Here is an 18419-nt window from a genome sequence, read left to right on the forward strand (position 1 = left end):
ACTGGTCAGGCCAGCTGTGGGGTGCATGGCTACTGGTGTCGGTTCGCCTGCTGGAGCCAATCCATCACGGCGGCGCGCCAGGCGACGGGATCTCGATTCCAGCTCACCGTGTGACTTGCGTCGAACCGATGCAGCTCGATGACGCCTGGTTTGAGCTCAGCGAGTTCGATGGCAGCACTGTCGGGAACGGATTGGTCGGCAGCGCCTTGAACGATGAGCGTGGGCGTCGTGAGCACCGCTGCCCAGGCCTTGAAGCTCGTCGCGTCGATCGGAACAACGTTCGGCAATCCGAGTAGCTGTGCGAGCGGCGTGTATTGGAGCCATAGGGCCGCGAGCCTCTCTGCAAAGTCAGGCAGTCCTGCGCGCTTGCAGTTCGCTCGGATCGCGCGTCGCCAATCAAGCACCGGTGAGTCGAGCACGAGACCATCAATTTGCTGTGTCAGGTGTGGCCGTAGCGCGAGCTGGATCGCGATGGTTCCGCCCATCGACCATCCGAATAGCACGATCCGCTCCGCTCCGCGTCTGAGCGCGTAGTGGATGGCTTCTTCGACGTCGTCGGCCTCGGTCCATCCAAGCGTCGAGCGTCCGGTACCGACGGTGGGGCCCTCGCCATCGTTGCGGTAGCTGACGGCGAGTGATGTGAAGCCGAGCTCGGTGGCGACTTGAACGCCGCGGACCGTTCCGGCACGGGTGCCGCCGAGGCCGTGAATGTGGATCGCCCACGTTGAGGAGCCATCGACCTGCCACGCCGGGCACGGTCCTGCCGGAGCCTGGATGCTGACTTCGTGGGCGTCGAGCCCGGCGTCGGCGGGTGTGGCGTAGTAGATCCCGCTCCAAGAGACGCGATCGCCAGGCGTAGGTACGAGTCCATCGGGCATTCCGGTGATGACACGGGCGACTCGGTCAGAATCGCGGCGTTCGATCTCGGTCCCCAGTTGTGCCCATCCGCCGTGTTCGAACCAGAGGTTGTAGACCCCTGTTGCGGTGGTGTCGCTGGTGCGGTCGAGCACGACCCAGGCCCGCTGACCGTCGTGCTCGATGTCATGCACACGCAGGTCGAAGCGTCGCCCGCTCACCGGCGCGGTGAGTGTTCGTGCCACGATCCACCCCAGTGCAGCTGCTGCACCGCAGACGGCGACCGCGATTGCCGCTGCGGCGGTGAAGATCCGTGCGGGTCTCATGCGGGCTCCGGCGCGGGCCGATGGACTGGGGCTGCTCCGAGGAGGTGGCGCTCGGCGCGTTGGACGACGGCGAGTTCGCAACGGGTGAGCGTGAATTTCACGCGCGGATCGATCATGGCGTCGCGGATCTCGACGACTTGCCGGTGCAACCTCGCTTCGGGGTCATCGAGGAAGTCGGTCGCGGCTTGCCGGTTGCTGAGGCCCGGGCGAAGGACGTTCGCCTCTCGCCAGATAGGTTCGAGCTGCGCGATGAGTACGACAGTGCGGACGTGGTGAAAGCGCCTACGCAGGAGCCTGGTGAGGGGTTGCGCGATGAATCCTGCGCACAGCAGCACGAATGCGGCGAGCATGAGCGGCCCATAGAACGGGATGGCGGCTTCGAGGATGATGATGTGGCCGGTGACGTGGGAGATGTCCATCACCCAGACGGTGATGCACAGCGCGATCCCGCAGAGTGACCCGTAGGTCAGCAGCATCGCGGGGATGCGCAGGAGGCCGCGGTTTGCGCGCCATTGGCTGATGGCGAGGACGTGCATCGCGCCGACGACGATGGCGCAGTACGTGAACACGGTGAGCGAGTACGCGCAGGCCGCGAGCTGGTCACCGACATCGTGCATGAAGGCGTCAGTCGTTGTGCCTCGGTCGATGAAGATGAAGCAGATGATGACCGCGGCAAGAGCGACGGCAAGTGCGGGGCGGCCGACGGCGATCTTCGCGAGGCGTGGCCGGTACTCGCCAGCTTTCATAACGCCGCGGCCGAGGAACGACAGACCGACCATGAGGAGGCCGTCGCCGATGAGGGTGGTGATGTTCGTGCTGCCGAGTGCGCGGTCGATCCCGAAGTAGATCTCGTCGACGTTGAAGGTCATCGAGATTGCGATCGCGAGGGATGCGTAGGTGATGCTGCGGTCGGTGCGGCGTCTGCGCAGGATGAGCAGGCTGATGACGAGCAGCCACATCACGGCCGCGACGAGCAGCTGTGTCATCCGAAGATCTCCGTGTAGCTGGTATCGGCGAATGCCGATCCTCGAATCCGTGCTGCAAGGATGTCTGCGAGCGACTCTGCGGCGATCTCTTGTTCAGAGGTGAGGTCGGATCGTGCCAGTGCACGGGAGCGCACGCTTGCCGGGATGTCTGGCAGGAGCCCATCGAGGGCGGACAGATCATGCGATGTGCCGTCGTCGTCGCAGTGACCGAGGATGATGTGCGCGAACTCGTGCAGGATGAACTGCTGGGTATGCAGCTGCGAGTCGGAATGCGCGTGGAGGATCAGGTCACGATCTTGCGCGTAGAACAGCAACGCGCACAGGCCGTCGTACTCTCCGAGTTCCTTGAGTTCGGAGACTTGAATCCTGCGGCCGCGCTGGTGTTCGATCGCCTGGGTGAGCGCGTCGAACGAGATATGTTCGCCCAAGTTGAGCGCCGCGATGGCTGCGGCGACGGTCTGGTCGATATTCACGGTGTCTCACTGTCTACTCGAGAACATCCGCGGTGTCCGTCTGGTGAGGCGTGACGCCGGAGCTGCTCGGTTACTTCGTCATCTCGTGATCCAGGAACTGCGTGATTGCTTCCAGGGTCTGTGGTGACAGGTCACCGAGGGTGCGAGTCGCATAGGACTTCACCTTCGCTGCACGCATCGCCCGCACAAGATCCAGCTGGGCTGAAACCTTCTCGGGTGTGGACACGTCACTATCACCGGTGAGGAAGTCGACATCGACGTCGAAGAACTCCGCGAGGCCAGCGAACACATCGGGGTCGTCAACTTTGCGAGTCCCATTGAGCATGTACGTCCAACGGGAACGGGACAGGTTCGTATCGCGCTCTTTGAGGAACGCGGCGATCTCTGAATAGGCAGGTTCCGAGCCGGACTCGGCTGTCTTGACGTCAAGCAATAACCGCAGACGCTTCGCGAGCAGTGCTGCTGCGGTGCGGGTCTCTTCTTCGGCTGTGTGCATGACGCCCCTTCCATTCAGGTAGGGATTGGCAGTTACGTGCCACGACCATCGTCGGTTGTTGCACATGATCAATCTAAACCTTGAGCATGCTCAACACAAGCATTGCGCATGCTCAAATCTGGTGGTAGAACGGTAAGCCCGCTCCGTTTGAGCATGCTCAACGAGGGAAATGTGGGCATGCTCGCGCCACTGCACCGAGGAGGTGCACCTTGCGATACCCCCATGCCCAAAACCGGCCCACGACGCGCCCCGGCGGGAGCTGGTGCGCACCTCTAAGTCATATCGCCGCACTTCGACTCGCGGCGGTACGGCGAAGAGGAGGCCGGGTGATGGCTACTGTCGAAGACCGCAAAGCGGCACGGGACGCAAAGCTTGATGAGCTGCACGAGAAGCTCACCGGCGCGGTTGAGCAGCTCGTGACGGGTGAGGACTGGAAGCAGGCGATCGCGTTCGCGGCGAACTTCCGCAGCCGCTCCTTCAACAACACGCTCTTGATCTGGCTCCAGCACCAGGGAGCCTACGAGCAGGGCCACGTCACGGAACCGGTGCCGACGTATGTCGCTGGGTATAAGCAGTGGCAGGATCTCGGCCGTCAAGTGATGAAGGGTCAGCCCGGCTATCAGATTCTCGCCCCGGTCACCGGTCGGTTCGCCTCTCCGAACCCGGCAGACCCGGAGTCGTGGCGGCGGCTGAACAAGTTCGAGAAGCCTCGCCCCGGTGAGGTTGTGCGGTCGAAGATGATCGGCGTGCGCCCTGCCTACGTGTGGGATGTCTCCCAGACCGATGGCGATCCGCTCCCGGAGCTCCCGCGCGCGCAACTCCTCACCGGCGAGGCCCCGACGGGTCTCTGGGACGGCCTCAAACAGCAGGTCGAAGCGGCCGGATTCACGCTCGCAGACGCCGCCAGCGCGTCCGAGATCTACGGCGCAAACGGGGTCACCGATTACGGGTCTCGGACGGTGCAGGTGCGCTCAGATATGGATGATGCGGCACGGGTGAAGACGCTTGCGCACGAGCTCGGGCACGTCCTGATGCACGATCCGGAGAACGTTGATGCCCGGCAACATCGCGGCATCGGTGAGGTGGAGGCCGAGTCGGTGGCGCTGATGATTGGTGCCGCACACGGCATGGACACGAGCGCCTACACGATTCCGTATGTGTCGTCGTGGGCGGCGAACGTCGACGGGAAAGAGCCCGCCGAGATCGTCAAAGCCACCGGCGAACGCGTCCGTGCCACCGCACTGAAGATTCTCGACCAGCTCGACACCGCACAGGTGAGTAACGGCGTCCCGCCGGGGCTCGATCGCGATGCGCCGAAGCGCCGCACCCCTGAAGCAGCGCACACGCCTGAGCGCGGTGCGCGGTTCGCAGAGCCCGTCGCGGCGGCCCGCGCTGCGGATCAGGTGGCGGTTCGGAGCCTGTCATGAGCGCGCTGCCGGGCTCGTTCGCCTCCGTGATGCACCGGATGCCCGAGTGGGCGACCCCAGCTCAAGCGGCGGTCGAGCTCGCGAACGTGAAGGTGCCGGTGTTCCCGGTCGGCGACGACAAACGTCCGCTGACGCGCCACGGCTTTCACGACGCCAGCACCGAGCGAGCGCAGGTGGAGCGCTGGTGGCAGCGGTTCCCGCAGGCAGGGCTCGCGATCCCGACCGGCATGCCGTCGGGCGTTGTGGTCGTCGATGTCGACGTGCATGGCGTCAACGGCTACGACGCGCTCCAGCGTGCGGCGTCTCGGCACTTCCTCGACGGGTGGGAGCTCGCTGTCGATACGCCCTCGGGAGGTCGTCACCTGTACTACCCGGCATCGCCGGACGGTCCGCAGAGCTGTTGGCAGGCGGCGAAGGCGGGCATCGACTTCCGAGGAGACGGCGGCTACATCGTCGTACCTCCCACGAGCCGCGGCATCGACGGCGACCGCGTCCCGTATCGGGCGATCGAGTTTGCGTCGGGGCGCGCGATGCCGCTCGAAACGGATCGGTTGCGGAACTTCCTCGACCCGCGCCCGGTCGTACTGCCGCGGGTGGCGACGTCGTATGCGCCGAGCGAGGTGGAGCGGCTCGCCGGATGGGTGTCCAGGCTTCAGGAGGGCGAACGCAATCACGGCCTGTTCTGGGCCGCGTGCAAGATGGCCGAACACGGCGTCGGCGCTGCCGACGCACTCGACGCGCTCACCGTCGCGGGCGGGCAGGCAGGGCTCAGCGAGCGTGAGGTGTCGACGACGGTGCGCTCCGCGTTCCGCACGGTCACCGGGTCGTTATCCACGAGCCCGAACGAGACCGCCCGCCGGTGGGCGAATCGCGCACCGGCAATCTCGGCACCGGTCAGGACACTGTGATGCGGCAGCGGCGTTGGGCGGTGATCACGGCTGTCGCGGGAACGGTGTTCATCGCCGCGGGTGCGTTCTGGCTCTCGTTCACCTCGCTCGCGGATCTCGCCCGAAGATCCGGCATCGGTGCCGGGCAGGCGTGGGCGTGGCCGCTGATCGTTGACGGCATCATCGTCGTCGCGACCGTCGCTGTCGTTGCCCTCGCCGGGAAGCCTGCCGCCTGGTACCCGTGGGCGCTGCTCATCGGCGGAGCGCTCGTATCAGTGACGGCGAACGCGATCCACGCGATCATCGCCGCCGACAGTGATGTCCCGGGAAGCCTCGCCGGAGCCGTCGCCGCGGTACCGCCGGTCGTACTGCTCGCGATCACGCACCTCACCGTCATCCTCGCCCGTAACGACACCGCATCCACTCCCGCACCGGCACCGCTCAACGAGCTGACCGTCATCGATGCGGTTGCCGAGGAGGAGTCCGAGATTGAGACGGTGGATCGGCGCGAGCTCGCGGCGGCACTTCGCGGCATGGGGTGGAGCAACAAGCAGATCGCAGGCGAACTCGACGTTCACCCCTCGACGATCGGCCGCTGGCTCACCAACGCCGACGACATCACGACCACCTCTGCGCCAGATCAGGCGGCAGAGACGAATGAATCCAAGGAGGAATCATGAACACCACCACCGATACGCCCCGCACGAGCGGAATCGAGCCGGTCGACCGCGCCGGGATGGACGGTGTGCCTGACGCGATCGAGGCAGCGTCGATCGGGCAGCATCGCCGGGATCTCGCCTTCGATCCCGCGGCGGTGCGCGCACGCGGCGTCGAATGGGTCAGGCCCCGCGATCTCATGATGCGCGCCGGGTCGCGTGTGGCCGGGGCGGGCATCGACTTCCACACTGAACTCATGCGCCGCACCCGCACTGCGACCGCCGACTCTGCACGCTACCTGGCTGATCGGGCACGGCAGCTCCCGCCGATCTCCGCTTTCGGACGCTCCGGCACGCGCACCGGTGCGGAACGCGGCCCGGTCGGCATGGCATAAGCGACTGCTGGAGACGTCGGTGCGTGTGCCGTTTTTCGGGACCGTTGGTTTCTGGGAAGCGGCGCGCACCTGGTCTTCAGGAGGTTTTCCGACATGACGACTCTGACAGCAGGTCCGGCCGACGACTTCACCACCGGTGAAGGGCTCCGGCACGTTCTCACACGACTCCACCAGCGAGGGCCGGGCGCGTGGCAGCACGACCCGATCGCCGGGCAACTCATGGCGCACGCCGCCTGCAAGTATGCGGCTCTCGCGCGCAGGCACGGTTTAGACCCTTGGGAAGCGGCATCGGCAGCGTTCGAGGTGATGCGGATGGCGTCCACGCGCCGCGCGAACGACCCGTGGGGTGTCGTGACCCGGGCCGTGCAAATCACTTGCATCGCTGAAGAACGTGGCCAAGGGCTGCTCTGCTCGACGAACAAGGCCCGTCGCCCGCATATCTCTGAGCTCCACGACCCCGAGCGGATCTCCGATCGCGAGACGCCGCTCTCGGACTATCACCCCGCTTTCCGTGTCACCGACCGGCACCAGGACGACCTCGACGACGAGCCCGCCGAAGGCGTGCCGGGTGTGGTGACGCCGCAGGCCACGGCGCGGGCGGCGATCGCGGATGCGGTGCAGCTGTTCGTGCTGCTGGGCTGGCCGAAGACGGCAGCACAGGTCACGATCGACCGGGTTTGCGAGACCACCGAACGCGCAGGCACTCGCGCGAACGCCTACGAGATCCTCCGACACGACAAGCAGGCCCCGATTCTGCTCGACCTGCCCGCCGAGTCATGGAAGGCCGTCGTCCGCGTGCTCCTCGGCAACACCCAAGCAGCCCTCCAGGCCTCGACCGCCGGACGCGGGCTACTGATGCGGCTGCTGCTCGGCGACACGGTGCACTCACTGCTGCACGATGACGAGCTCGTGTTCCAGATCGCCCTCGCAGCTCCCGGCCGGAAGGGCTGAACCGTGGCTACCGAGGAGAAGAACGAGAACGTGGTGGTGATCCGCACCATCGACTCGATTCATGTCGGCGCGCGTCACCGCAAAGACCTCGGCGACATCGACGCCCTTGCCGAGTCGATCGACAACGAAGGGGTCCTGCAGCCGATCACGGTCACCCCGGACGGGGTGCTCGTGTGCGGGGCGCGGAGGCTCGCGGCATACAAACAGCTCGGATGGTCCGAGGCACGAGTATGGGTGCGCTCGGGCATCTCCACGGATCTCGAGTTCATGCTCGCTGAGCAAGACGACAACGCGTTCCACAAGCCCCTCACCGCTGTCGAAGCGGCAACCTTGTATCGCGAGATGAAGGAACTCCTCGCCGCTGACGCCGCCCAACGGAAGGCGTCAACGCAGCTTTCGCCAGAAAATCAGCCACGGTGGAACGGTCCCGCCGAATCGGCGGGACCGTTGAAGGAGCCGCTCGGTGACGCGCGCCGTCAGGCCGCCGAGATGGTCACCGGCACCTCGTCGTACACGCGGCTGGAAGAGATCAACTTCATCCAGCGCACCGCCGAAGACCAGGCACAGCCCGAGGAGATCCGGGAGGTCGCGGGAAGGTTCCTCGACGAGATCCACGACGATGCACCCACGCACCCCAGGTGGCAGCAGGTCAAGCAGCTCGTTGCCTCGGCGGAAGCCGAGCGCGACCTGATGTTGCACCAGCTGGCCGAAGCGAAACTCTCCGAGGTGCGAAGCGGCAAGAAGCCGAAGAAGCGCAGCGCCGGTGGACCCGTGGCGATCGCACCGATGACGCCGAGGGCCTTCGTGCTGACCTGGTCGGAACTCCACACGCTCTACGCGAGCACCGACCCCGCGGAGATCGCCGTCAAGATCACCCGCCCCGAGGCTGACACGTTCTTTACCGCCATCGGCGAATGGAACGACTTCGCCGACCGGCTCCGCGCCGCGCTCCGCGACGATTCCGCCGCTCCTACTCCACGGCAGCTCCGGGCAATCTGACCGACCTGGGGCGTGGGGCGGCCCGCGCACCTGTCGGATATGACTGCTTCATCAGATCCACACGCACGCCGCAGGCTAATCCTTCTGATCGCCTGCGGCGTCGTCATGCTCACACTCATCGGCATCGGTGCCTACGGGCTCATCACCGGGCCGCGCCAGGATGGCCAGGAGGCGCCGCCTGTTGCGCCGGAGACTGCGGTTCCGACCGTGCCGCCGACGACCGCACCGCGGCCGGAAGCGCCATCGATCATTCCGACGCGGAATGCTGAGACCTTCGCCCGCCGAGTCGCCACCGGCCTGTTCACATGGGACACGACGCTCGGCCTGTATCCGCTGGATTACACCGCCGCTCTCGTGAACGTTGGCGACCCGTCCGGCATCGAACAAGCAGGGCTCGCCTCCGACATCGCGGGCTACCTGCCCACGCGCGACGCTTGGGTCCAGCTGCGCAAGTACGAGACCAGTCAGCGCATCGATATCGACACCGTCAACATCCCGGTCGAGTGGAGCGAAGCCATCGCCCAGGCGCGGCCGGGGCAGCTCCCGCCAGGCGCGACTGCATACACCGTCACCGGAACGCGTCATCGAGACGGCGTCTGGGACGGAGCCGAGCAGGCGATGAGCGAGCAGGTGTCGTTCACGATCTTCATGGCCTGCCCGCGCGGTGACGACTGCTACCTGCTGCGCTTGTCGCAGTTGAACAATCCGTTGATGTAGGCGGTGGGACGGTCATGCTCAAGAAGTTCGCCATCGCGGCGCTCGCGTTCTGTTTCCTCGCACCGACGCTCGGGCTCGTGAGCATCGGCCTGATCGCCAACCCCGGTGCCAACGCCACCTGCACCATCAACAGCGTCACCGTCGTGAACGTGCCCGACGAGCTCACCGTGACGACGGCGGATGGCGTGACGTTCACGTTGAACAAGCAGCAACTCACGCACGCGGCGACGATCATTACCGTCGGATCGCAGGTCGACGGCATCGACCGCACCGCGACGAAAATCGCCCTCATGGCAGCGCTCACCGAGTCGACGCTGCGGATGCTCGCCAACACCGGCACGTATCCCGAGTCCGGCGACTACCCGAACGACGGCAACGGTTCAGATCATGACTCGCTCGGCCTGTTCCAGATGCGCCCGCAATCCGGGTGGGGCACCGTCGAAGAGCTCATGGCCCCGGAGTACCAGGCGAAGGCTTTCTACGGCGGCTTCGACGGCCCGAACTACCCCTCACCCCGCGGCCTCCTCGACATCCCCGGATGGCAGCAGATGGGCCTCGGCGAAGTCGCCCAAGCCGTCGAAGTCTCCGCCTACCCAGACCGCTACGACAACTACGAACCCGTCGCCGAGAAGATCCTCACCACTCTCACCACCGGCAACGGGGCCGATGCCTCAGCGGCTGCAGTCTCCGTCGACTCGAAGCGCAGTGCCGCGACGGCGAAGAAGTCGACCGAACAGGTGGTGTTCCCGTTGCCGGAGGGCACGTGGGTGCAGACCGACGACTTCGGCCCGCGCACTGACCCGATCACGGGAGAGGCGACCACGCACGCCGGGATCGACCTATCCGCGGCCGATGGCACGCAGATCCTCGCCGCCGCCGACGGGGTCGTCACGGTCGCGCAGTTCGATGCGACCTGGGGCGGGCACATCGTGATGGAGCACCCGCTCGACGGGGAAACGGTCGCCACCGGATACGTGCACATGTGGGCTCACGGCATCCACGTGCAGGTCGGCGACAACGTCGCCGCGGGCCAGCACATTGGCGATGTCGGCTCGTCCGGGCACTCGACTGGGCCGCACCTGCACTTCGAGGTCCGCCCTGGCGGCACGAACAGCGACCCGGTCGATCCGGCGAAGTGGCTCAACGACCACGACGCGGCCGACCTGCCCGAAGCCACCACCGGCCCGACCGGCTGCGAACTGTGAGGAGCACCCCGATGAACGTCTTCCCAGACTTCGACAGCCTCGGCGGCATTGGAGACCTCAAAACAGCCATCGGTGCGATGCTCACCATCATCCTCATCGTCGCCGTACTCATGCTCATCATCTGCGCCATCATCTGGGCCATCGCCTCTTCAACGGGAAACCCCGGCCTGTCCTCGAAAGGACGGACCGGGGTCCTCGTCGCCGTCGGCGCAGCCGCGCTCGCTGGAGCCGGAGTGGCGTGGATCAACTGGCTGATCGGTGTCGGTGGGCAGCTGTAGCCAAACCGCTGTTACTTGCCGTACTTTCGCGCTTCCTTCTCAGCCAGTTTGCGAGCAGCCGGAAGACGGTCGGCGAGAGTCTTCATACGCGGGTACTCCTCAAGCACCCGCTCAATAAGTCGAACCTCGGACTCCGGGTCCTTGAGCTTGCGCAAGATGATGCAAGCCCGGGAATACCAGCCCGCTGCGCCCATGCCGGAACCCTCGACACGATCCACCGACTCCGCAGCGTCGATGACCTCGTAAACAAGCACTAAAGCTTCTTCGAGGAATCCCTCTCGCTTCATCTGCTCAATGTGGTCGCCCCATTCAAGATAGAACGCTCCCCGGACAAGTCCGGCTTCGAGCACGTTCATGGGCTGGTGCAAAAAGTGAGTGCCCCAGAAATGTAGCTTCAGCTGTCGCTGGTACTCGGTGCGCACATACGACTCGACGCCAGGTGCATAGAGGAGTGCCCCTGGATCTGAGACAGCCAGCGCGCCGTCAATATGTGCTTGTTCTTTCAGCGAGACCGGCTTCTTGGTGCCCCGGTCCAGCCATCCGAGATCGAATACAGTGCTGTCGCTTTCGGATGTCGGCCACTCCACGACGGAGAGGACCTCGTCCTGCAACGATTTCCTGGACTGGTGATAATCAACCATCTGCACTGACCCTTTCGCCGAATGTGGTGCTCCGGCGAACTGCCGATACATCGAGTTTGCCAGGCACCGAAGGTTGGCGGGAAGCACGGAAGCGCCCGTGCACCTTGCTGGCGACCCTCAATCGCCTCCGCCCACGTCTTGGGCGGGTACCGCTAGGAGCACGCCGTGTACGAACTCGCCGCCCAACTGATCACCATGCCGGTCATCGCGCCGATGGACATCAGCATCACCCCGAACGACTCCGGCCTGCCCGGGATCGCGCAGCTGCGCACCATCGTCGGTGCCGTCATGACCGTCGGCCTCATCCTGAGCGTGCTCGCACTCATCGTCTCGGCGATCGTGTGGGGCTTCGGCTCGAACTCCTCGAACCCGCATCTCGCCTCACGCGGCAAGGTCGGCGTCCTCGTCTCGTGTGGTGCCGCGGTGCTGTGCGGTGCGGCGGTGACGCTCATCAACTTCTTCTGGGGCGTCGGCCAGCAGGTCTAAGCACCGCCCACTGAGATCCCAGAGGAGGGGTAAGCATGGGCGTCTGCGACATTCCCATCATTTCTAACGTCTGCGACGTGGCCGGTGAAGCCGCCGCCACGCTCATCTCGGCACCATTCGACTGGCTCGCCTCCGCGATGGGGCAAGCCGCCGGATGGCTGATCGAGACGATGTGGCAGGTGTTCGACTCGACCACCCTGGTCGACGTCACCCAGCCCGGCTACCTTGCCGTCTACAACCTGCTGTTCGGCATCGGCGTGTTCATCGTGCTGCTGTTCTTCACCTTCCAGCTCGTCCTCGGCCTGATCCGACGAGAACCCTCGGCGCTCTCACGCGCCGCATTAGGGGCAGCGAAAGCCGTGCTCGGCTCGTTCGTCGTGATCACGTTGACAGGAACTCTGCTGGAGATCGTCGATCAACTCTGCATCGGGATCGTGCAGGCAGCGGGTGAGACGACCGGGTCGATGGGCGACAAGATCGCCCTCCTCACCGCAGGGCTCACCGCCCTGAACATTGCCGCTCCCGGCGTCGGGGCGATCATCACGATCTTCCTCGCGGGACTCATGATCTGCGCCGTCGCGATCGTCTGGTTCTCTCTCCTCATCCGCAAGGCGCTGCTGCTGGTGGCGATCGTGCTCGCCCCGGTCGCACTCGCGGGCTCCGCGTGGGATGTGACGCGCAGCTGGATCGGGAAATGGGCGGCGTTCGTCATCGCGCTGATCGTCTCCAAGCTGGTTCTCGTTGTGGTGTTCCTGATCGCGATCACGCAGATCTCCACGCCGATTTCCGTGGACCTCGCGGCGGTGACGGAGCCGATCGTGGGCATCGTGCTGCTGTTCATCGCCGCGTTCGCGCCGTACATGGTCTACCGGTTCATTTCGTTCCTCGGCTTCGACCTCTACCACGCCATGGGCTCCGAGCAAGAGGCCAAGGGCGCGGTCGATCGTCCGTGGCCGATGCCGTCGAAGCCGCAGGGCGACGGCGTGAAGAAAGTCCTCGACGGTGGCGGTGGTCCCGACGGGCCGCCACCCGGTGGCGGTGGCGGTGGTGGGACGCCGCCTCCTGGCGGACCACCTGCCGCGGCCGCGCCTGCCGCAGAAGCTCCCGCGGCAACCGGCGCAGGAGCCGGAGCAGGCGCAGGTGCGGGCGCAGGTGCCGCGGCTGCAGGCCCTGCCGCTGCGGTGATTATCGGTGCTGAGGTCGTGAAGGGTGCGGCAGAGGCTGGTCCGAAGATCGGTGGCGCGATTGGTGAGAAGGCGGCTGGTGAAGCGGCCGGTGCTGAGCTGAATCCCTCCTCACCTGGAGCCGAGGCTCCGTCTTCGCCCGCTCCGAAGCAGGGCACGCCGCCTCCGCCGTCGAACCCGGCTCCGCGTCCTCCTGCGGCTGATCCTGCGCCGCCGAACAATCCGCCGATGCCGAAGGAAATGTGATGTCTCAGAACGCTTCGCAGCACCGTGCAGAGGGCGAGCTTCGGCCGGTGAAGTTCTCTCGTCTCACCCGCCGCGGTGTTCTCCTCGGGCTCTCTGTCTCACAGCTGGTCACGTTGAGCGTCGGCGTTGCGGCGTTCGTGTGGGCGTTCTACGCAGGCGGCGGGATGCTCCTCGCGTATTCGGCCCCGGTATGGGCGGTCGCGGCGGTGCTCACGTGGGTGCCGATCGCGCGGCGTCCGATCGTCGAGTGGATTCCGGTCGGGTTCTGGTGGGTATGGAAGCAGACCGGCGGCCAGGCGCTCTACCGTCGCCGCATCGTGAAGCCACGGCCCGAAGGCACCCTCGCACTCCCTGGAGACATGGCGAGACTGCGCGAGTACACCGATCCGACAACCAGGGCCGGGATGATCCACGATCCGACGGCTGCGACGCTGACGGCAGTGGTGTCGGTGTCGCATCCGGCGTTCGTGCTCCTCGACCCGGGCGAGCAGGAACGCCGCGTCGCATCGTGGGGGCGCGTGCTCGCGACGGTGTGCCGGTCGGGGCGGGTGTCGATGTTGCAAGTGCTCGAACGTACCCTCCCGGACTCCGGCAGCGGGCTCGCCGAATGGTGGGCTTCCCACGGCACAGGCGACACCTCGTGGGCGGCCACCACTTATGCAGAGCTCATTGATCGAGCGGGACCTGCTGGGGAACGTCACGCGACGACGTTGTCGCTGTCGCTCGACATGCACGCAGCGGCCCGGCAGATCCGTACCGCGGGCGGCGGTATCAAGGGAGCCGCAGCTGTGCTCCGTCAAGAGATGTCGACGCTCATCGCCGCGCTCCGGTCCGCGGATCTCGCTCCATCGGCATGGTTGACGTGTGGGCAGATCGCCGTAATCCTCCGCTCGGCGTATGACCCGGCAGTCGCGGCGAGCCTCGAACGGCACGGTGAGCTCGGGCAGTCGCTCGCTACGGCAGGGCCGGTCGCGGTGAACGAGTCGTGGGATCACCTGCGCACCGACTCCGCGCATCACGCGGTGCTGTGGATCAGCGAGTGGCCGCGCTCGATGGTCTACCCGGGGTTCCTCGCCCCGGTGCTGCTCTCGACGGGCATCCAGCGCTCGTTCTCGCTGCTGTGTACGCCGATGCGCTCTGACCAGGCTGCCCGTGACATTCGCAAGAAGAAGACCGAGTACATCTCCGACGCCCACCAGCGCCAGCGGATCGGACAGATCGAAGACGCGTCACAGACCGCCGAGTTTCAGGACGTGCTCCAGCAGGAGGCCGATCTCACCGCGGGTCACGGCGTCCTGCGTTACACGGGGCTTGTCTCGGTGTCGGCGGCGAGCGCGGAGGATCTCGATGCGGCGGTCGCGGCGATCGAGCAAGCCGCAATTCAGGCCTCGTGCGAAACGCGGCTGATCGTCGGTCAGCAGGCACAGGCGTTCACGGCGGCAGCGCTGCCGTTGTGTCGGGCCATTTAGCGGCTGCTGTCAGATTCTCAAGGTCGTAGGAGTTGAGATCTCTTTCCCCGTGCCCAAAGTTGCTGTCATATAGACACCAGTTACGCGTTCTTCGAGCGCAGTTCGCGATGTTTCTACCAATAGCTGCCCGACTTCTACATCTACATACCAGCTCGCATTTGTACCTGCATCAATGCGATGTGGAAGGTCCGGCCCCATGAGTTGCGCTTGTGGAACGAAGCGAGCACTACCACCACGTGGCGCTACTGAAACAGATTCGATGGTCACCGGTGCACGACCGTGATTGGTGATCTGAACGCCGATCAGTTCGGGCCCATTGAATCCTTGCGCTCTAAGCCGATCTATACGGAACTGCTTGCCGTCTTTCCCGACTGGTCCCGTAACAGCGCCTCCACCTCCTTGAACTCCATGACGCAATATGGCTTTTGGTCGGCCTGCGGAGAGAAGCCATTGTGCGATTTGCCAGCCAAGGGAGGTGCCCGCAACTGTAAGGGAAATTGCGGAGATCAGAAGGGCGACGGCCTGTGAGCTCATGTGGTGACTTTATCGGGAAGGTCAGACGTTGATGGAGACTGCGGCGCACCTGTCGGGTAGTTCATCCGACACCAACTAAGGGAGCAGCTCATGCCCACGTTCTACGATCCCGGTGCTGACGCCGGTGAGGCCTCGGAGGCGCTCCGGGGCCTTGCGCACGCCAGCCGCACGTTCGAGCATCCGCGAGACCTGTACGGGGTCCTCGGTGATGTGCTCTACGGCGTCCGTTCACTTCGGCAAGTGCTCGATCAGCTCGCCCGCGCACACGTCGACAACCGGCCACGTGCATTCGATGACTACGGAGACCACGAGCCAGGTTCGAAGGCGGCGCTCGACGCCGCCGATGAGCTGCACCAGGCCGCGACATTGATCGACCAGGTCGAGGACCGCCTCGATAAGGCGCATGCCGCCAGCGGCCGGGTTGCTTGGCGTGATGAGCCCGCGGTCGAGCCGGTGACGGTGAAGCGGTGGGTCAGCATCTGCTTCCTCCAGGGTGAGGAAGCAGATGAAGTGCTCCAGCTCATCGATGACGACGGTGTGGATGCTGCGATCAGTTTCCTGAAGAACTGGGACTACGGCGACGAGACCACCGACGCGGCACTCGAGAACGGGTACGTGTATGACCTGCCACCGACCGGGCCGCTGGAGCAGGAGGTCCGTGACGGCGACTACGACATGACCTATAGCCATTCGTTCGGGCACGTCGGCCTGTACCGACTCCACGAGATCCCTCCCGACGATGCGGTCGACAAGCAAGCCGAGCTCGCGCAGTCGGGACCGACGAACTGGTTCGAACATCCCGGTATCGCTGCGGTCAAGCGTGAGCGAGGGCTCGGACGATGAGCCGAGAAGACAGCGAACGCCTCCACACGTCTGTTCTCGTCGCACCGGCGAGCGAGAAGCGGCGTCTTCGCAAGGAGCGCCGTAAGGCGGCCCAGCAGGTCCAAGCTCAGAAGCGCGCCACCGAGAAGGAAGCAGCCGTCGCGAAGTTCGAGGCTGAGAAAGCCGAACGCCGAGCGACGACCTACCTGCCGAAATCTGGTGAGGTGGGGCCTGCAATGTTGCGGTCGCCGGGCCGGTTCAAAGTACCGAGGCATCAGGACACCTCGGCCACGCTGGCCGGGGCCTATCCGTTTCTCGCCGAAGGCGGCCTCGGCTCTGACGGTGTCTTCGTCGGTCAGGATCTCTACTCTGGCGGCTCGTTCGTCTACGACCCGTGGGTGCTGTACTCCCGAGGCCTCATCACTGCCCCGAACGTGGTTCTCGCCGGAATCGTGGGCTCTGGGAAGTCGTCACTGGCGAAGAGCCTCTACACGCGATCGCTGCCGTTCGGGCGGCGCGTTTACGTACCCGGCGACCCCAAAGGCGAGCACACTGCCGTCGCTGAAGCGGTCGGCGGCCGTGCGATCGTGCTCGGTCACGGCCTCTCGACTCGTCTCAACCCTCTCGATGAGGGGTACCGGCCCGCGGGGCTCAGTGATGAGACGTGGATCAGCACTGTCGCCTCGCGCCGTCGGGATCTCATTGGTGCTCTCGCGGAGACGGTGCTTGACCGGCTGCTCACGCCCCTGGAGCACACCGCGATCGATACGGCACTGACGGAGACCGTGGCGCAGAACGACGTGCCGATCCTTCCGATGGTTGTCGACCGTGTCCTCAACCCGAGTCAGACCTCTGACCCGGAGCACCGCCTCGCCGAAGACGGTCGCCTCGTCGGGCATGCACTGCGTCGACTCGTCGCCGGTGACCTGGCCGGGCTGTTCGATGGGCCGTCGACGGTGACGTTCGATCCGAGCCTGCCGATGATCTCCCTCGATCTGTCGCGGGTGGCGGAGAACTCGACGTTGATCTCGGTCTTGATGACGTGCTCTTCGGCGTGGATGGAGTCGGCGCTGCTCGACCCGGATGGCGGGCAGCGGTGGTGCATCTACGACGAGGCGTGGCGGCTCATGCAACATCCGGCACTTCTTCGTCGTATGGATGCGCATTGGCGTCTTGCCCGTGCGTACGGGATAGCGAACATGCTCATCTTCCACAAGCTCACCGACCTCGAGAACGTCGGCGACCAGGGATCGGCGATGCGGTCACTCGCGAACAGCCTGCTCGCGAACGCCGAGACCCGCATCATCTACCGCCAGGAGACCGACCAGCTCGGCGTCACCGCGAACGCACTCGGCCTCACCGGCACAGAGCAGAAGCTCCTGCCAGGCCTCGGCGTCGGGCAAGGGCTGTGGCGGATCAAGGATCGCTCGTTCGTCTGCCAGCACCAGCTGCACCCGGCGGAGCTGAAACTCTTCGACACGACCGGCCGCATGACCAACGAAAGGAGCTCATCATGAGCAAGCGAAAGAACCGAGCACGCCCAGTGCCCGTGCCTAATGAACGACCATCGATCTATCCGCTCGACTGGGATGAAGAGACCGGTCAGCCGGTCTACTTCGTCGAAGGACGATACTTCGCACCCGACGAGACCGTCGCCGTCGCGTTCCTGCTCCGCGAAGTCGAAGCCGACCGGCACGGCGAGGTGCGAGCCAAAGTCGCGATGTCCGAAATCCCTCGGAACGCCGAAGCCGTGCTTCTCATTGGGTACGACACCGGCGGCTTCTGCCACGATTCCACGCCGATCCACGCCGACCCCGTGGGACTCCGAGCGCACCTGGAGGTATGAGCAACGCCCAGAACCCTTCAGCACCCGAACCGTCGCCAGTGAGTCTGCCGCTCGCGGTCATCACCGTCGGCGACATGGGAGTCGTCACCGTCAGCTACGACGGTGACGACTTTCTGCCGCCACCCTTCGCACCGCCCTGGACCAGAGCTTCGTTCGGCACACTTCTCGATGCACTGACCGAACACCGGAGTCGAACGATCCGCATCGAAGTTCGTGAGAACGACGGCACCATTTACACCGACATCATCGAGGCGCGAAGGAAGACGACGGCCACGGAGCCCGTTGAACCTCCTCAGCCGGAGACACGACGTGCCCGGCGCTCGAAGCAGCGGCGTCTCATAGAGTTCCGCGGTTCTGGTTTCGTCCCAGGCGAAGACATCACCGTCGCTGTCGTCGTCACAGGCACAGAGAGCGATCGACAGGGTAATGCCCGCGCGCTCATCGACCTGGACCAGATCGGCGAACACGTCACCGAGGCCGTGCTGATCGGTGACGTCTCCGGCCACACGCAGGAGGTGAGGATCTCGTGAACGCGCCGGG

The 18419-nt window shown here is 65.2% G+C and carries 21 protein-coding genes and 1 pseudogene; 16 read left to right on the top strand and 6 right to left on the bottom strand.

Features of this window, described 5'->3' with window-relative positions:
• Positions 1–29: 29 nt before the first annotated feature.
• From ACQUSW_RS02455 to ACQUSW_RS02470, 4 genes are all read right to left on the bottom strand, one after another.
• The gene (locus ACQUSW_RS02455; protein ID WP_428930675.1) at positions 30–1181 is read right to left on the bottom strand and encodes an alpha/beta hydrolase; all 1152 of its coding nucleotides are present in this window, start codon (positions 1179–1181) and stop codon (positions 30–32) included.
• A complete protein-coding gene (locus tag ACQUSW_RS02460; RefSeq protein ID WP_428930676.1) occupies positions 1178–2167 on the bottom strand; it encodes a hypothetical protein in 990 nt (329 codons plus the stop codon). Before ACQUSW_RS02460 ends, ACQUSW_RS02455 begins: the two co-directional genes overlap by 4 nt.
• The gene (locus tag ACQUSW_RS02465) at positions 2164–2640 is read right to left on the bottom strand and encodes a hypothetical protein (protein ID WP_428930677.1); all 477 of its coding nucleotides are present in this window, start codon (positions 2638–2640) and stop codon (positions 2164–2166) included. Before ACQUSW_RS02465 ends, ACQUSW_RS02460 begins: the two co-directional genes overlap by 4 nt.
• 70 nt (positions 2641–2710) lie before the next feature.
• Positions 2711–3136 carry a hypothetical protein gene (locus tag ACQUSW_RS02470; RefSeq protein ID WP_428930678.1) on the bottom strand — a complete coding sequence of 142 codons (426 nt, stop codon included), beginning with the start codon at positions 3134–3136 and terminating at the stop codon, positions 2711–2713.
• A gap of 329 nt (positions 3137–3465) precedes the next feature.
• On the opposite strand from ACQUSW_RS02470, the gene ACQUSW_RS02475 reads away from it, so the two are divergent.
• The 9 genes and pseudogenes from ACQUSW_RS02475 to ACQUSW_RS02515 all read left to right on the top strand — a co-directional run bounded on the left by ACQUSW_RS02475 (position 3466) and on the right by ACQUSW_RS02515 (position 10651).
• Positions 3466–4563, top strand: a complete 1098-nt coding sequence (locus ACQUSW_RS02475; protein ID WP_428930679.1) for an ArdC-like ssDNA-binding domain-containing protein — start codon at positions 3466–3468, stop codon at positions 4561–4563.
• Positions 4560–5471, top strand: coding sequence for a bifunctional DNA primase/polymerase (locus tag ACQUSW_RS02480; protein WP_428930680.1), 912 nt, complete (start codon positions 4560–4562; stop codon positions 5469–5471). The genes ACQUSW_RS02475 and ACQUSW_RS02480 overlap by 4 nt, the downstream gene beginning before the upstream one ends.
• Positions 5471–6130 (top strand): DUF2637 domain-containing protein, encoded by a 660-nt coding sequence (locus tag ACQUSW_RS02485; protein ID WP_428930681.1) that lies wholly within the window; start codon positions 5471–5473, stop codon positions 6128–6130. The genes ACQUSW_RS02480 and ACQUSW_RS02485 overlap by 1 nt, the downstream gene beginning before the upstream one ends.
• A complete protein-coding gene (locus ACQUSW_RS02490; RefSeq protein ID WP_428930682.1) occupies positions 6127–6501 on the top strand; it encodes a hypothetical protein in 375 nt (124 codons plus the stop codon). The genes ACQUSW_RS02485 and ACQUSW_RS02490 overlap by 4 nt, the downstream gene beginning before the upstream one ends.
• Positions 6502–6594: 93 nt before the next feature.
• Complete coding sequence (locus tag ACQUSW_RS02495) at positions 6595–7452, top strand: hypothetical protein (protein WP_428930683.1); 858 nt, start codon at positions 6595–6597, stop codon at positions 7450–7452.
• A gap of 3 nt (positions 7453–7455) precedes the next feature.
• Entirely contained in the window at positions 7456–8451 is a 996-nt protein-coding gene (locus ACQUSW_RS02500) for a ParB N-terminal domain-containing protein (protein ID WP_428930684.1), read from the top strand.
• Between the two features lie 105 nt (positions 8452–8556).
• Entirely contained in the window at positions 8557–9168 is a 612-nt protein-coding gene (locus tag ACQUSW_RS02505) for a hypothetical protein (RefSeq protein ID WP_428930685.1), read from the top strand.
• A gap of 14 nt (positions 9169–9182) precedes the next feature.
• Positions 9183–10367, top strand: a pseudogene (locus tag ACQUSW_RS02510) (M23 family metallopeptidase); the annotation flags it as partial.
• Positions 10368–10384: 17 nt separating this feature from the next.
• A complete protein-coding gene (locus ACQUSW_RS02515; protein WP_428930686.1) occupies positions 10385–10651 on the top strand; it encodes a DUF6112 family protein in 267 nt (88 codons plus the stop codon).
• Between the two features lie 11 nt (positions 10652–10662).
• On the opposite strand, the gene ACQUSW_RS02520 is transcribed toward ACQUSW_RS02515, so the two are convergent.
• Positions 10663–11292: a hypothetical protein gene (locus ACQUSW_RS02520; protein ID WP_428930687.1), complete on the bottom strand. Its 630-nt coding sequence runs from the start codon at positions 11290–11292 to the stop codon at positions 10663–10665.
• A gap of 195 nt (positions 11293–11487) precedes the next feature.
• On the opposite strand from ACQUSW_RS02520, the gene ACQUSW_RS02525 reads away from it, so the two are divergent.
• From ACQUSW_RS02525 to ACQUSW_RS02535, 3 genes are read left to right on the top strand one after another with little or no spacing between them, the layout of a single operon-like run.
• On the top strand, positions 11488–11778 hold the full coding sequence (locus ACQUSW_RS02525) for a DUF6112 family protein (RefSeq protein ID WP_428931259.1): 291 nt from the start codon (positions 11488–11490) through the stop codon (positions 11776–11778).
• Between the two features lie 35 nt (positions 11779–11813).
• Positions 11814–13208: a conjugal transfer protein TrbL gene (locus ACQUSW_RS02530; protein WP_428930688.1), complete on the top strand. Its 1395-nt coding sequence runs from the start codon at positions 11814–11816 to the stop codon at positions 13206–13208.
• The gene (locus ACQUSW_RS02535; RefSeq protein ID WP_428930689.1) at positions 13208–14677 is read left to right on the top strand and encodes an SCO6880 family protein; all 1470 of its coding nucleotides are present in this window, start codon (positions 13208–13210) and stop codon (positions 14675–14677) included. The genes ACQUSW_RS02530 and ACQUSW_RS02535 overlap by 1 nt, the downstream gene beginning before the upstream one ends.
• Positions 14678–14686: 9 nt before the next feature.
• Here ACQUSW_RS02535 and ACQUSW_RS02540 read toward each other — a convergent pair whose 3' ends face one another.
• Positions 14687–15211, bottom strand: a complete 525-nt coding sequence (locus ACQUSW_RS02540) for a phosphoribosylamine--glycine ligase (RefSeq protein ID WP_428930690.1) — start codon at positions 15209–15211, stop codon at positions 14687–14689.
• A 90-nt stretch (positions 15212–15301) separates the two neighbouring features.
• Between ACQUSW_RS02540 and ACQUSW_RS02545 the strand changes: the two genes are divergently transcribed.
• Genes ACQUSW_RS02545 through ACQUSW_RS02560 form a run of 4 tightly spaced genes read left to right on the top strand, consistent with a single transcriptional unit; the run spans position 15302 to position 18409 of the window.
• Entirely contained in the window at positions 15302–16054 is a 753-nt protein-coding gene (locus ACQUSW_RS02545) for a hypothetical protein (protein WP_428930691.1), read from the top strand.
• A complete protein-coding gene (locus tag ACQUSW_RS02550; RefSeq protein ID WP_428930692.1) occupies positions 16051–17550 on the top strand; it encodes an ATP-binding protein in 1500 nt (499 codons plus the stop codon). Before ACQUSW_RS02545 ends, ACQUSW_RS02550 begins: the two co-directional genes overlap by 4 nt.
• Positions 17547–17879 carry a hypothetical protein gene (locus ACQUSW_RS02555; protein ID WP_428930693.1) on the top strand — a complete coding sequence of 111 codons (333 nt, stop codon included), beginning with the start codon at positions 17547–17549 and terminating at the stop codon, positions 17877–17879. The genes ACQUSW_RS02550 and ACQUSW_RS02555 overlap by 4 nt, the downstream gene beginning before the upstream one ends.
• The gene (locus tag ACQUSW_RS02560) at positions 17876–18409 is read left to right on the top strand and encodes a hypothetical protein (protein WP_428930694.1); all 534 of its coding nucleotides are present in this window, start codon (positions 17876–17878) and stop codon (positions 18407–18409) included. Before ACQUSW_RS02555 ends, ACQUSW_RS02560 begins: the two co-directional genes overlap by 4 nt.
• Positions 18410–18419: the final 10 nt, after the last annotated feature.

This window comes from Microbacterium luticellae (assembly GCF_050408645.1).
Taxonomy (GTDB): Bacteria; Actinomycetota; Actinomycetes; order Actinomycetales; family Microbacteriaceae; genus Microbacterium.